At 62.1% G+C, this 12747-nt stretch carries 12 protein-coding genes and 1 pseudogene; 2 read left to right on the top strand and 11 right to left on the bottom strand.

The genetic code is table 11. The features are described 5' to 3' along the window. Positions 1-3: 3 nt before the first annotated feature. The 7 genes from phoR to pstS form a co-directional block, all read right to left on the bottom strand. Positions 4-1350: a phosphate regulon sensor histidine kinase PhoR gene (gene phoR, locus J2X15_RS09720; protein WP_310342039.1), complete on the bottom strand. Its 1347-nt coding sequence runs from the start codon at positions 1348-1350 to the stop codon at positions 4-6. Positions 1351-1365: 15 nt separating this feature from the next. Then, entirely contained in the window at positions 1366-2088 is a 723-nt protein-coding gene (phoB, locus tag J2X15_RS09715) for a phosphate regulon transcriptional regulator PhoB (protein WP_310342036.1), read from the bottom strand. Further along, a complete protein-coding gene (gene phoU, locus J2X15_RS09710; RefSeq protein WP_310342034.1) occupies positions 2085-2786 on the bottom strand; it encodes a phosphate signaling complex protein PhoU in 702 nt (233 codons plus the stop codon). The genes phoB and phoU overlap by 4 nt, the downstream gene beginning before the upstream one ends. A 16-nt stretch (positions 2787-2802) precedes the next feature. Further along, complete coding sequence (pstB, locus tag J2X15_RS09705) at positions 2803-3582, bottom strand: phosphate ABC transporter ATP-binding protein PstB (protein WP_310342032.1); 780 nt, start codon at positions 3580-3582, stop codon at positions 2803-2805. A gap of 33 nt (positions 3583-3615) precedes the next feature. Then, complete coding sequence (gene pstA / locus J2X15_RS09700; RefSeq protein WP_310342029.1) at positions 3616-4476, bottom strand: phosphate ABC transporter permease PstA; 861 nt, start codon at positions 4474-4476, stop codon at positions 3616-3618. Beyond that, complete coding sequence (pstC, locus tag J2X15_RS09695) at positions 4473-5438, bottom strand: phosphate ABC transporter permease subunit PstC (RefSeq protein WP_310342129.1); 966 nt, start codon at positions 5436-5438, stop codon at positions 4473-4475. Before pstC ends, pstA begins: the two co-directional genes overlap by 4 nt. 102 nt (positions 5439-5540) lie before the next feature. Further along, positions 5541-6584: a phosphate ABC transporter substrate-binding protein PstS gene (gene pstS, locus J2X15_RS09690; RefSeq protein WP_310342027.1), complete on the bottom strand. Its 1044-nt coding sequence runs from the start codon at positions 6582-6584 to the stop codon at positions 5541-5543. 279 nt (positions 6585-6863) lie between these two features. Between pstS and J2X15_RS09685 the strand changes: the two genes are divergently transcribed. Next, positions 6864-8018: an ABC transporter substrate-binding protein gene (locus tag J2X15_RS09685; RefSeq protein WP_310342024.1), complete on the top strand. Its 1155-nt coding sequence runs from the start codon at positions 6864-6866 to the stop codon at positions 8016-8018. A gap of 76 nt (positions 8019-8094) precedes the next feature. After that, positions 8095-9612 (top strand): Ppx/GppA phosphatase family protein, encoded by a 1518-nt coding sequence (locus tag J2X15_RS09680; RefSeq protein WP_310342021.1) that lies wholly within the window; start codon positions 8095-8097, stop codon positions 9610-9612. A 327-nt stretch (positions 9613-9939) separates the two neighbouring features. On the opposite strand, the gene J2X15_RS09675 is transcribed toward J2X15_RS09680, so the two are convergent. From J2X15_RS09675 to J2X15_RS09660, 4 genes and pseudogenes are all read right to left on the bottom strand, one after another. Further along, positions 9940-10299 carry a LysR family transcriptional regulator gene (locus J2X15_RS09675; RefSeq protein WP_310342018.1) on the bottom strand — a complete coding sequence of 120 codons (360 nt, stop codon included), beginning with the start codon at positions 10297-10299 and terminating at the stop codon, positions 9940-9942. A gap of 26 nt (positions 10300-10325) precedes the next feature. Continuing rightward, positions 10326-10838: pseudogene (locus J2X15_RS09670) on the bottom strand (hypothetical protein). A 154-nt stretch (positions 10839-10992) separates the two neighbouring features. Further along, complete coding sequence (locus J2X15_RS09665) at positions 10993-11799, bottom strand: oxidoreductase (protein WP_310342016.1); 807 nt, start codon at positions 11797-11799, stop codon at positions 10993-10995. Between the two features lie 38 nt (positions 11800-11837). Then, positions 11838-12719: a class I SAM-dependent methyltransferase gene (locus tag J2X15_RS09660; RefSeq protein WP_310342014.1), complete on the bottom strand. Its 882-nt coding sequence runs from the start codon at positions 12717-12719 to the stop codon at positions 11838-11840. Positions 12720-12747: the final 28 nt, after the last annotated feature.

The raw sequence follows: 12747 nt of genomic DNA, 5'->3' as shown, positions 1-12747 counted from the left end.
CGACTAGGCAGCGAGGCGAATAGGCTGCAAGGTTGGACGCACCCGCGGTGGGGAGAAGAAGATCGAAAAACTCGATCCTTTGCCCGGCACACTCTCAATGCTCAACTCTGCCGCGTGGCGTTGCGCCACATGCTTCACGATGGCCAAACCCAGACCCGTGCCACCCGTATCGCGCGAGCGGCTACGGTCTATCCGATAAAAGCGTTCGGTCAGGCGTGGCAAATGCTCAGGGGCAATGCCGGGCCCGGTGTCTTGGACGGAGAGCATGCCTCCGCCCACGGGCGAAGCCCGCCACACCACACGGATGCTCTTGTCCGCCGGCGTGTAACGGATGGCATTGCCAATCAGGTTGAACACCGCGCTGTGCAGCTCGGTCAAGGAACCGGCGATTTCCGAGTCCTCACCCATGTCAAACGCAATGTCCTGGGTCTCGCCCCACAGCATGCGCGACAAGTCACCGGCTTCTTGCCGACATTGCCGCAACAGGCCGTGCACCGACACCCAGTCCTGGGCCGATGGCAAGGGGCTGCCTTCCAGGCGCGATAGCATGAGCAAATCATTCACCAAGGTCTGCATGCGCTCGGCCTGCTGGGACATCAGCCCCAGATAGCGCTGACGCTCGGGCTCTTCCAATGGCAACGACTGCAAGGTTTCCACAAACCCGGCCAGGACCGTCAGCGGCGTGCGGATCTCGTGAGAGACATTGGCCACAAAGTCGCGGCGCATGGCCTCGGCCTGCTCCACCGCTGTGATATCCCGCGACAGCAGCAAGTTGCGCCCTTCGCCATAAGGGTGCAGATGCACTGAGAGCTGAACCGGTTTGGAGCTGGTGCTATCGCGGCCTGGCATGACCACGTCGTGCCGGAAATCACGGTCAGCGATGTAGGCGGCAAAACCGGGGTCGCGCACCAGGTTGCCAAAGTGCTGCAGCATGTCGCGCCGCACATCGAAGCCAAAATGCTGGGCTGCCGTCTGGTTGAACCACTCGATACGCCCCTGCGCGTCTAGCAGTACCACGCCATTCGGAGAGGCCTGCAGCGCCGCCAGAAAATCCTGCAGCTTGCTTTCACTCTCAATGACTTGGCGTTCGCGGGTGCGCAACAGGCGGCGCATGCGGTCTGCCGCCTCGCCCCACAGGCCCTGGCCCAGCGCAATATCTGTGGATTCGCCGCGGCGCAACCACCCCAGCAAGCGCATGCCGCGCGATGCATCCAGCAGCAGCCACACATAGCCACCGCCGACAGCAGCAATAGTGGCACCCCAGATTCGGTCCACCTCGGGAGACAAATACCAACCCAACGCCCCTGCCACACCCTGCAAGAGCACAAACGACAACAAACGCCACACCATAGAGGGGGCGCCGCGTCAGGCGCTGGCCTTGTCAGCCACCACGGCGACGGCAGGCTTGGCGGTCAGGCGGTAGCCCGCGCCGCGCACAGTCTCCACCATGGCACCAGCCTGGGCCAGCGCTTCGCGCAGCCGCTTCACATGCACATCCACCGTGCGTTCTTCGATATACACATGGTCACCCCACACCTTGTCCAGCAACTGCGCGCGGCTGTGCACGCGCTCGGCGTGGCCCATGAGGTAATGCAGCAGCTTGAATTCGGTAGGCCCAAGTTTGAGCGCCTGCTCTTGAAACGACACGCGGTGCGTGGCGGGGTCCAAGCTCAAACCGGCAATCGCAATCAGCTCACCCGCATCCTCGGGTGCACGGCGGCGCAGCACTGCGCGCACGCGGGCCAGCAGCTCCTTGGTGGAAAACGGCTTGGCAATGTAGTCGTCTGCGCCCGCATCCAGTCCTGCCACACGGTCCGCCTCATCGCCACGGGCGGTGAGCATGATGATGGGGATGTCCTTGGTGCGCGGATCGGTGCGCCAGCGCTTGGCCAGGGTCAGTCCACTTTCACCGGGCAGCATCCAGTCCAGCAGGATCAGATCGGGCAGGCCCGCGTCAATCTCGCGTTGGGCGGAATCGCTGTCCATGGCCCAGCGCGGACGAAATCCGTTGTGCCGCAGGTTCACGGCAATCAACTCGGCGATGGCCGATTCGTCCTCCACGATCAAGACGGCGGGCATGTTTCTCATTTGACGATGGACTCGATTTTTTCCATGGTGGTGTGACGAACATCTTCGCCCTTGACCACGTAGATGATGAACTCCGCAATGTTCTTGGCATGGTCGCCGATACGCTCAATCGCCTTGGCCAGGAACAACAGGTCCAGGCTGGGGGAGATCATGCGCGGGTCTTCCATCATGTAGGTGACCAGCTTGCGCACAAAGCCATCGAACTCCGCGTCGATCAGGTCATCCTCTTTCAGGATGGTGACCGCCGCGTTCACGTCCAGGCGGGCAAACGCGTCTAGCGCTTTGTTCAGCAGGCCAGAAGCCAGGTCCGCCGCCACGCGCAGCTCCAGCGACGGCAAGCTGCGTGGTGCGCCGCTCTGGATGATGGAGCGCACCATGCGAGCAATCTTCTCGGCCTCATCCCCCACGCGCTCCAGGTTAGCGGTGGTCTTGGAGATGGCGATCAGCAAACGCAGGTCACGTGCGGTGGGCTGGCGGCGGGCAATGATGGAGGACAGATCGCGGTCAATCTCGATCTCCATGGCGTTGACACGCACTTCGCGAGCGGTGACTTCATCGGCCACCTCCACGCTGAATTGCGAGAGCGCGTAGATGGCCTGGCGGATCTGGGATTCGACCAGACCGCCCAATTCCATCACCTGCGAGGACACGGAAGTCAGTTCGCTGTCGAACTGCGTAGACAAATGTTTATCGGACATAGGTTCCTCTCTGCTCTCAACCGAAACGGCCGGTGATGTAGTCTTCTGTCTCTTTGCGTGTGGGCTTGAAGAACATCTGTTCCGTGGCACCAAACTCCACCAGGTCGCCCAGGTACATATAGGCGGTGAAGTCGCTGCAGCGGGCGGCCTGCTGCATGTTGTGGGTCACGATGACGACGGTGTAGTCGTTCTTCAGTTCGACGATCAGCTCTTCCACCTTGGCGGTGGAAATCGGGTCCAACGCCGAGCAGGGCTCGTCCAGCAGCAGCACCTCAGGCTTGATGGCGATGCCGCGCGCAATGCACAGGCGCTGCTGCTGGCCGCCCGACAGGCTGGAGCCGCTTTGGTGCAGCTTGTCTTTCACCTCGGTCCACAGGGCCGATTTGCGCAGTGCCCACTCCACACGCTCTTCCATGTCAGTGGCGTTGAGCGACTCGAACAACTTCACGCCGAAGGCGATGTTGTCGAAGATGGACATGGGGAACGGTGTGGGCTTCTGGAACACCATGCCGACCTTGGCGCGCAGCAGGGCCACGTCTTCCTTGCTAGTCAACAGGTTTTGACCATCCAGCAGGATTTGGCCTTCGGCACGCTGTTCAGGGTACAGCTCGAACATACGGTTGAAGATGCGCAGCAGCGTGGACTTGCCACAGCCCGATGGGCCGATGAAGGCAGTGACCTTCTTCTCGGGGATTTCCAGGTTGATGCCTTTGAGGGCGTGGAACTTGCCGTAGTAGAAGTTCAGATTCTTGACGGAGATCTTGGACTTCAGGGGGGTATTGAGGGTTTGGATCATGGTTTTACTCGGTTCGGTGTGGGCGCTTGGGCCTCAGGCCTTGGTACGGGTCAACACGCGGGCCAATATGTTCAGGCCCAACACAGCCATGGTGATCAGGAACACACCGGCCCAAGCCAGTTGCTGCCAGTTTTCATAAGGGCTCATGGCGAATTTGAAGATGGTGACCGGCAGGCTGGCCATGGGTTCGCTCAAGCTGGACGTCCAGAACTGGTTGCTCAGCGCGGTGAACAACAGTGGTGCAGTCTCACCCGCAATACGGGCCACGGCCAGCAACACACCCGTGATCACGCCAGCACGGGCCGACTTGAGGGTGATGCTCAGAATCACCTTCCACTTGGGCGCGCCCAGGGCATACGCCGCTTCGCGCAGGCCGGAGGGAACCAACTGCAGCATGTTCTCGGTGGTGCGGATGACCACCGGAATCACGATCAACGACAGTGCCATGACGCCGGCATAGCCCGAGAAAGACTTGAAGCGCGACACCACCACGGCGTAGACAAACAGGCCCACGATGATGGATGGTGCCGACAACAAGATGTCGTTCACAAAGCGCACCAGGGATGCCAGCCAGCTCTTGCTGTCGAACTCGGCCAGGTAGATACCGGCCATGATGCCAATCGGTGTGCCCACAAAGGTGGCCAGCATCACCATCAAAAAGGAGCCGTAGATGGCATTGGCCAAGCCGCCCACCTCGTTGGGCGGCGGTGTCATCTGCGTCAGCGTGGCGAACGTCATGCCGCCAATGCCCAAGCGGAAGGTTTCCCACAGGATCCAGAACAGCCAGACTAGGCCAAAGGCCATAGCGGCCATGGCCAGTGTGGTGGCAACCACGTTGACCCGCTTGCGCTGGGCAAAGCGTGCGGCGCGTACTTGGTGCAGTGCGGTACTCATGTTTTAACGCCTTCTGCCTTGCGCAGACGCGACAACAGCAGTTTGGAAAGAGAGAGGATCACAAAGGTGATGAAGAACAGCACCAACCCCAGGTACATCAGCGCGGCCTGGTGCAGGCCTTCGGCGGCCTCGGCAAATTCGTTGGCCAGGGCCGAGGTGATGCTGTTGGCGGCCTGGAACACACTGAGCGAGTCCAGTTGGTTGAAGTTACCGATCACAAAGGTCACAGCCATGGTCTCGCCAATGGCGCGGCCCAGGCCCAGCATGATGCCGCCGATGACACCCGTCTTGGTGTAAGGCAGCACGACCTTGTAGACCACCTCCCAGGTGGTAGCACCCAGACCGTAGGCCGACTCTTTGAGCAGCGGGGGCGTGACTTCAAACACATCGCGCATCACCGCCGAGATGAACGGGATGATCATGATGGCCAGGATGATGCCGGCCGACAAGATGCCGATACCTACGGGTGGGCCCGACACAAAGGCACCCAGGTAGGGCACACCGGTCAGCAGCGCCTGCAGGGGCTGCTGCACATAGGTGGCCAGCACCGGGCCGAACACCAAGAGACCCCACATGCCGTAGACGATGGAGGGCACGGCAGCCAGCAGTTCGATGGCAGTACCCAGCGGGCGCTTGAGCCAGGTGGGCGACAGCTCGGTCAGGAACAGGGCGATGCCAAAGCTCACAGGCACCGCAATCAACAAGGCGATCAACGAGGTCGCCAGCGTGCCGTAAATCATGACCAGACCACCGAAGTCCTCCTGCACCGGATCCCAGACGGTCCGGGTCAGAAAGCTCAGGCCGTATTTGCTGATGGCTGGCCAGGCGCTGATGGTCAGCGAGGTCAGGATCGCCAGCAGCAGGGCCAGTGTCAGCAGGGCCGCACCCTTGGCCATCCAGCCAAAAATGCGGTCTGCCATGGGGCCCGAACGGGCACGTTTCACAGGCGGTGGTTGGGTCATGGCACGCGAAGAAAAAGTAGCAGTCGGGCTGGACGGGGAATCCCCATGCACGAGTGTAGATGACATGGGGAGGTTCTCCATCAGGTCCGTGTCAACGCGCTTTTACTTGTAGGCAACGGCCTTGCCAGCGCCGTCCTTGATCTCGCCCCAGGACTTCTGGATCAGTGCAATCACCGATGCAGGCATGGGCACGTAGTCCAGGTCAGCCGCTGTTTTTTCGCCGTTGGCGTAGGCCCAGTTGAAGAACTTCAGGGCTTCGGTACCGTTGGCGGGCTTGTCCTGCTTGGCGTGCATCAGGATGTAGGTGGCGCCGGTGATGGGCCACGAATCCTTGCCAGCCTGGTTCGTCAGGATTTGGTAGAAGGACTTGTTCCAGTCAGCACCAGCAGCAGCAGCCTTGAAGGTGTCGTCTTCAGGCTTTACGAAGTTACCGGCAGCGTTTTGCATCACGGCGTAGTTCAGCTTGTTTTGCTTGACGTAGGAGTACTCCACATAACCCATGGAGTTGGGCAGGCGGGATACGAAAGCGGCCACGCCTTCGTTGCCCTTGCCACCGGCGCCCACGGGCCAGTTCACGGCTGTACCCTCGCCCACTTTGGCCTTCCATTCAGCATTTACCTTGCTCAGGTAGTTGGTGAAGATGAAGGTGGTGCCGGAACCATCGGCGCGGCGCACTTGGGCGATAGCTGCGTCAGGCAGGGGCAGCGTGGGGTTCAGCGCCTTCAGGGCGGGGTCGTTCCACTTGGCAATCTTGCCCAGGTAGATGTCGCCCAGCACTTGGCCGTTGAGTTTCAGTTGGCCGGGTTCTATGCCCTTGACGTTGATCACAGGAACCACGCCACCGATCACGGTGGGGAACTGCACTTGGCCCTTGGTCTTGAGCACGTCGTCGGTCAGGGGCATGTCGGAAGCGCCGAAATCCACGGTCTTGGAGTCGATTTGCTTGATGCCGCCGCCGGAGCCGATGGACTGGTAGTTCACCTTCACACCGGTGGCCTTGTTGTAGTCAGACGCCCATTTGGCATAGATGGGCGCGGGAAAAGTTGCGCCCGCACCGGTAATTTCCTGCGCCGAAGCGCCCGTTGCAAAGCCCAGCATGGCCGTCATGGCGGTTGCCAAGGCTGCGCGTTGGAACAAGTTTTTCATGGATGACCTTCAGTCAGTTGGTTAAGGAACTAGGAACGGCTGAACTTTAAGAAGCTTTTATGACAAGCATGTGACATCAATAGCGCCGAGCGCCCGCACTGCATTTTTGGCATTTGTCATTCATTTTTCAAACTGGCGTCACAAAGTCGTCATAAAAACTTTTTACGCTGCACGCTTGCCTGCTGCACACCCGTCCGGCTGAGGTTTATGCATCAAATAGCCTTCTAGCCCTTATGGAATATGCGCAAGCAGCTCCTGATTCAATAGCAAAAAATACCCATGAACCCATCGCTGGACACCTCCACCCCCCTGCTCACCCGCCGCCGCCTGCTGCGCGCCCTGCCCCTGGGGGCCGCTGCATGCGCCTGGCCCGCCTGGGCCCAGGGCCCCAAGGCGGGCACGCCCGGCCCCACGGTGCTGCAGGTGGTGGACACCTCGGCCAGCCAAATCGACGTATCCCGAGACTTTCTGGTCGGTGCCCGCGCAGCGTGGCAAGACACCAATGCCCGCGGTGGCCTGCGCGGCAAGGCTGTGCGCCACCTGGTGCTGGAGGTGGACGGCAGCGCCAGTTCGGTACGTTCCGCAGTGGACGCCCTCAAGAACCTGACCGATTGCGTGGCCGTGGTCGGCACCGCCGGCGACCGGGCGGCCAGCCAGCTCGCCACCCTGCTGCGCCGCGAGGCGCCCGACATTGCCCACGTGGCGCCCTGGTTGCACAACGCCGGTGCGGACAACCAGGACAGTACCTTTGGCATCTTTGCCACGCGGCAAGAGCAAATCGCCCACGCGGTGAAATCACTGTCCGTCATGGGCGTATCGGAGATCGGTGCCGTATTTGGCTCGCAAGCCGAGTACGCCAGCTACCGCGACGACCTGGAGCAGGTGGCCAGTGGCCTGGGCATGCGCCTGAAAACCTACTACCCGTCCAACGGTCTGCAGGCCCTGGCTGGAACCCTGAATGCCCAGAGCCCGCGCATCCTGATTTTTCTGGGCGGCACGCCCGAGCTGGTGCAGTTTGCCCAGGGCATCGAAAAACAGGCCGCCCAGCGCTATATCGTGGCCATGTCCGACGTCAATCTGCAGGCTTTGCAACAACTGGGCGTCTCGCGCTTCACCCCAGTGATTGCCACCCAGGCCGTGCCCCTGGTCAATGGCAACCAGCCCATTGTGCGCAGCTACCGCGAGACACTCACCCGCCTGTACGACGAACCGCCTACGCCGCAAAGCCTGGCTGGCTATATCTCTGCCCGCTACGCACAAGAGGTGCTGCAGGCCGTGGAAGGCCCGCTGAACCGTGCCAGCGCCCTGCAGGCGTTTGCCCGGCGCACCCCTATGGACCTGGGTGGCTTTCGCATCAATCCCGACAACAAGCGTAAAAACAGCGCCTTCGTGACCCAAAGCATGGTGGCCGCAGACGGACGGCTGGTGGGCTGACGCCAAGCCCCCCGGTGGACAACGCCGGTGCTATGCTCCGCCACGCTTTTCACATTTTTTACCTTTGGCAACGTCGATGCAAAACGGAAACCGCCTGGCCGCTGTGGACTTGGGCTCCAACAGCTTTCGCCTGGAAATTGGGCGGGTAGACCACGGTGAGTTTCTTCGCACCGAATACCTCAAAGAGACCGTGCGCCAAGGCGGCGGTTTGGACGAAGACCGCAACCTGACCCCCGCCGCCATGGAGGCCGGCTGGGAATGCCTGGCCCGCTTTGGCGAACGGCTGGCCGGCTTCAAGCCGCACGAGGTGCGCGCCGTGGCCACACAGACCCTGCGCGAGGCCCGCAACCGTGACGCCTTTCTCGAGCGCGCCAACGCCGTGCTCGGCTTCCCCATCGACGTCATTTCAGGCCGTGAAGAGGCCCGCCTGATCTACCAGGGCGTGGCCCAAATGCTGCCCGCCTCCGACGAGCGCCGCCTGGTCATCGACATTGGTGGCCGCTCGACCGAGCTGATTTTGGGCACGGGCCTCACGCCCACGGTGATGGAATCGTTTCGCGTGGGCAGCATCGCCTGGTCCAAGCGCTATTTCCCCGATGGTGGTTTCAGCAAGAAGTCTTTTGAGATGGCTGAGATTGCCGCCAAGGCTGTGCTCGACGAGGCACTGGACGCCTATCCGCGCGACCGCTGGGACACGGCCTACGGCTCGGCCGGCACCGTGGGCGCCATTGGCGACGTACTGGTGGCCGCCGGTTGGCCAGCGGGCGTGGTCACCCAAGACGGGCTGGATTGGCTGCTGGAACGTCTGATTGCCGCCCAAAGCGCCGACCGCCTACGCATGCCCGGCATGCGTGAGGACCGCCGCGCCATCATTGGCGGCGGCGTGAGCGTGATGCGCGCCGTCTTCAGCCTGCTGGGCATCACTGAGATGCAGCACGCCGCAGGCGGATTGCGCCACGGCCTGATCTGCGACCTGCTGGGCGCCACCCAGCAATTTGGCGACATGCGCGTCAAAAGCGTGGAACGCCTGGCCCACAAATTCAGCGTGGACACGGTCCACGGCGAGCGTGTGGGCAAAGTCGCCACACTGCTGCTGCAACAAGCCTTGGGTATTTCCGATGCCCAGGCGAAAGACGAAGAGTCAGACGTGGGTAGTCAGCTGCGCAAGCTGCAATGGGCTGCCATGCTGCACGAGATCGGCAGCCATATCTCCCACAGCGATTACCACAAGCACGGCGCCTACATCCTGGACAACGCCGACGCGGTGGGCTTTTCGCTGTCGGAAATGCACCGCCTGAGCCTGCTGGTGCTGGGACACCGCGGCAAGCTGCGCAAACTGGAATCGTCATTGGGTCAGGACGATTTGGTGTTGCAGCTGCTATGTCTGCGCCTGGCCGTCATCCTGTGCCACGCGCGCCGTGCGCCCGATCTGCAAGGCATGGCGCTGCGCCGGGCCAATGCGAAAAGCCGCCAGCTGGAATTGGTGTGCCGCCCTGGCTGGGCCGCGGCCTTCCCCCAATCGGCCCACCTGCTGCGCGAAGAAACCCAGGCCTGGCAAAAGACGCCCTGGAGCCTGGAGATCAGCGGGCTGTAAGCCCTCTGGCTCGGTCAACGCGTAGGCTGAACTCCGTTGACCATCGTTCCAGTAGCGCTGGCTACTTTGCTGGGGTTAGCCGATGAATGTCGGGGGCAAAATCTGTCAGCAGGTCAGCTCTTGACACTCCCAACCACTTGCCAAGCGTTCCCATTGTCTTCTCCTGATCGGTGAATGAAAGCTGGGGGATGCACGCGCCTTAGGGCGACGGACCCTGATCCGCCCCACCCATCGCTGCCACCTTTTGGACGTGCTGGACGAAAAATTCGAGGAAGGCGCGTGTGCGCAGCGGCAGAAACCGCCTTCTGGGCATGGTGGCAACGAGCTTCAGTCCTCCACGCTGACCCATGGTGCAAGCACGCGATGCAGCTGTCCGCCATGCGGGCGGGCGGTCAATGCAAGCTCGGGCAGCAAGGTGAGGCCCGCGCCTGCCAACGCGGCTTGATATGCCGTCTCCTCGATTTCCAGCAGGATCAGGCGCAGCCGCGACAGGTAGCCCTCGCCGGCCTGGGTGAGCGACATCTTCCGCGTCGTGCGATGCAGCAGTCGAACGCCAAGCGATTGCTCAAGGTCCTGGATTTGACGGGTAACAACGGCCGGCGTGAGCTCCATCTTTCGTGCGGCTGCGGCAAAGCCGCCTTCATCCACCACGCACTGGAAGACACGCATTGATTGAAAGAGATCCATGGTGAAGTTTCTGGCAAATGGCACAGTCAGCTTGCCGGATTGCGTGCCATGACGATCCACGCCGCGCCGTTGATCATCACTGACCGCTCGCCGGGGACGCCCGCGAAGACAGCACGCGACAGCAGGCCGACTTCTAGCGCCATCCTGCGTCGTCGATCGCAGCATCCCGTGTCTCGCCCTTTCCGAACGGGACGGAAGCATCGAAGGGCGCAATAGCTATATCGGTGAAGCCAGCCGCCGTCAGAATGCGCGACACCCGCCCCGGGTCGCCGAACGAAAATGGGCCGGACGCTTCGGGATCGGGCGGCGCTCGGCGGAAGGATGCCCTTGATCACGCCCATTGGCAGGCGCACCCAATCGTTCTCGGCCGCGCCGCAGCCAACGTCCACCACGCGCTCGCCCTTCGCGGGCGCAGCGGCTTCGATCGCGGCCCGGCCAAACGCTGCCACCACTGCGTCGAGCCGGGCTTGGTTAGCGACCCAGCGCTCCCCGCTTTGGCCATTCCAGCTCGCGGCCAGATCGGCGTCTTGCTCTGCCATATATATCCTCGCTCTGATTTGTTCTTAAGTAACCATCCCTTGCATTCAAATGTGAGTCGCTCAAAGCGTGGGACTAGGGCACGATAGTCTGGCTGTTCTAGAAGGCCATGGCGTTCTAGGAGTCTGGGCGGCAGGCTAGATGGCGGTAGTCGATTCAGGCAAGCCCGAACGTTTTTCTCAGACCCTTCTCAACCAGCCCGGCGGGCATGAAGCGGCGCAGCTTGGCCAGAAGGGACGCTTCGCCTTTGGGCGTGTGGCGCATCTTCCACGGACCAAGTGCCGCGCTGACCATCGTCGCCACAACGCCTTCAGGCGTGGGCGCCTTTTGCACGTTGTTCTGGAAGGCTTTGGCGACGATGGCAAGCTCTTTGCTGTAGTCCGGGATTCTGGCAGCGGTCTGGGGCGCGTTGAGATCAAGGTTGGTTTTGGTGAAGGAGGGCTCGACCAGCGACACGCGGATGCCGAATTGGCGGACTTCATGATCCAGTGACTCGGACAGCCCTTCAACAGCGTATTTGGAGGCCGCATACAAGGCCATGTACGGCGAACATAGAAAGCCCACCACCGAGCTGACATTGACGATGCGACCGGAACGCTGCTGACGCATGTGCGGCAGCACGGCCTTGATCACGCGCAAGAGGCCAAAAAGGTTGGTTTCGAACAGCTCTTTAGCTTCGGCAATCGAGGTTTCTTCAGTCGCGCCCAGCAGGGTCACACCCGCATTGTTGACCAGCACATCGATGCGCTTGGCCTGCGCGATGATGGTCTGTATGCCTCGATCAACGGAAACATCGTCGCGTATGTCCATCTCAATGAGCGTGACGCCAGGTATGGCTTGGGCCTTTGCCGTGTTGCGCACGGTGCCGAAGACCCGGCAGCCTTGTTCGGCAAACTTTGTGGCGGCGGCGTGCCCGATGCCTGACGACACGCCGGTGATGAGGATAACTTTGGAATTCGACATGGCAGTTCCTTTGTGTAGAGGATGTGGAGTGAGGAGGATCATTTGTGTAAGGAGGCAGGTCTGATCGGATTGCGTGCCATGACGATCCACGCTGCGCCGTCGATCATCACCGAACACTCGCCGGGGAGGCCCGCGAAGACGGCACGAACCGCGGCCGAGGCGCGGGCGCGGATGTCGTCGGGCTGATCAGCGAGCGCGCGCGACAGCGGGCCGACCTCGAGCGCCATCTTCACCGCATCGTCGATCGCAGCGTCCCGCGTCCCGCCCTCGCCGAACGGGACGGAAGCATCGAAGGGCGCGATAGCGATATCGGTGAAGCCCGCTGCTGTCAGGATGCGCGCCACTCGTCCCCGGTCGCCGAACGAAAATGGGCCGGGCGCTTCGGGATCGGGCAGCGCGGTCAATGGGACGATGCTCTTGAGCGCGCCAATCGGCAGGCGCACCCAATCGTTCTCGGCCACGCCGCGCCAGCAGACGAAAGCGACCCGCCCGCCCGGCCGGAGCGCGCGTCGCAAGTGGGCGAACGCCCCTGTCGGATCGTCGAAGAACATCACCCCGAAACGCGAAAACAGGATGTCGAACGCGCCCTCGGGCAGCTCGGCGCTGCTGGCGTCGGCCACCCGGAACAGGGCCGGCGTATCCTGTGGTGCAAGCGCGCGCGCTCGGTCGATCAGCGCTTCGGATATGTCCACTCCCAGCACTTGGCCCCCCGGGCCAACGCGGGCGGCCAGAGCCAAACTCGACGCGCCCGCGCCGCAGCCGACGTCCAGCACGCGCTCGCCCGTCGCGGGCGCGACGGCTTCGATCGCGGCTTGGCCGAACACCGCCACCATGGCGTCGAGCCGGGCCTGGTTGGCGACCCAGCGCTCCCCGCTTTGGCCATTCCAGTCGGCGGTCTGATAGGCATTTTGCTCTGTCATGCTATCTCCTTGTTCTGATTCGTTCTTA

The sequence above is a fragment of the Rhodoferax saidenbachensis genome (assembly GCF_031457975.1).
Taxonomy (GTDB): Bacteria; Pseudomonadota; Gammaproteobacteria; order Burkholderiales; family Burkholderiaceae_C; genus Allorhodoferax; species Allorhodoferax saidenbachensis_A.
This window is presented reverse-complemented; position numbering and strand designations above follow the sequence as displayed.

Coding starts and splice junctions, on each gene's coding strand:
- phoR (WP_310342039.1), bottom strand. CDS start 1,350: ATGGTGTGGCGTTTGTTGTCGTTTGTGCTCTTGCAGGGTGTGGCAGGG.
- phoB (WP_310342036.1), bottom strand. CDS start 2,088: ATGAGAAACATGCCCGCCGTCTTGATCGTGGAGGACGAATCGGCCATC.
- phoU (WP_310342034.1), bottom strand. CDS start 2,786: ATGTCCGATAAACATTTGTCTACGCAGTTCGACAGCGAACTGACTTCC.
- pstB (WP_310342032.1), bottom strand. CDS start 3,582: ATGATCCAAACCCTCAATACCCCCCTGAAGTCCAAGATCTCCGTCAAG.
- pstA (WP_310342029.1), bottom strand. CDS start 4,476: ATGAGTACCGCACTGCACCAAGTACGCGCCGCACGCTTTGCCCAGCGC.
- pstC (WP_310342129.1), bottom strand. CDS start 5,438: ATGACCCAACCACCGCCTGTGAAACGTGCCCGTTCGGGCCCCATGGCA.
- pstS (WP_310342027.1), bottom strand. CDS start 6,584: ATGAAAAACTTGTTCCAACGCGCAGCCTTGGCAACCGCCATGACGGCC.
- J2X15_RS09685 (WP_310342024.1), top strand. CDS start 6,864: ATGAACCCATCGCTGGACACCTCCACCCCCCTGCTCACCCGCCGCCGC.
- J2X15_RS09680 (WP_310342021.1), top strand. CDS start 8,095: ATGCAAAACGGAAACCGCCTGGCCGCTGTGGACTTGGGCTCCAACAGC.
- J2X15_RS09675 (WP_310342018.1), bottom strand. CDS start 10,299: ATGGATCTCTTTCAATCAATGCGTGTCTTCCAGTGCGTGGTGGATGAA.
- J2X15_RS09665 (WP_310342016.1), bottom strand. CDS start 11,799: ATGTCGAATTCCAAAGTTATCCTCATCACCGGCGTGTCGTCAGGCATC.
- J2X15_RS09660 (WP_310342014.1), bottom strand. CDS start 12,719: ATGACAGAGCAAAATGCCTATCAGACCGCCGACTGGAATGGCCAAAGC.